The 568-nt window shown below is 57.6% G+C and carries 1 protein-coding gene; it reads left to right on the forward strand.

Going from position 1 to position 568, the window contains the following annotated elements; all coding sequences use genetic code 11:
- Window positions 1–4: 4 nt before the first annotated feature.
- On the forward strand, window positions 5–568 hold a 564-nt coding region (locus tag ACR0C6_RS22120; protein WP_480621342.1), incomplete at its 3' end, for an LptF/LptG family permease.

Below are 568 nucleotides of genomic sequence, written 5' to 3' on the forward strand. Positions count from 1 at the left end.
CTGGATCACTCGCTCGGTAAGCTTGTTTGACCGGGTAATCAGTGGCGGACAGTCGGCGCTTGTGTTTCTGGAATTTACCGCCCTGACTCTGCCGACGCTAATCCGAACCGTGATGCCAATGGCTGTATTTGCTGCGGCCGTCTACGCAACCAACCGACTGAGTCGTGAAAGTGAACTGACCGTAATGCTGGCGACCGGGTCCAGCCCGTGGCGCCTTGCGCGCGCGGTTTTCCTGTTTGGTCTTGTGTCTGGCGCCATGATGGCGTCGATCAGTATTTTCCTGCGCCCTGCCTCGGTCGAACAGCTGGAACTGCGTCAGGCCGAAGTCGCAGGCGACGTGACCGCTCAGCTGTTGAACGAAGGTGAGTTTCTGCACCCGACCACTGGCGTCACGGTATATATCGGTCGGATTGACCTGGATGGGACTTTGCACGAGGTCTTTGTGTCCGACCGCAGGGATGAGGCAACTCCCGTGAGCTACTCCAGTAAAACGGCCTATCTGGTCAATGGCGGTTCGGGTATCCATCTGGTTATGGTGGACGGTGTTGCTTTGCGCCTGGATCAAGAG

Source organism: Ruegeria sp. AL12 (assembly GCF_056540885.1).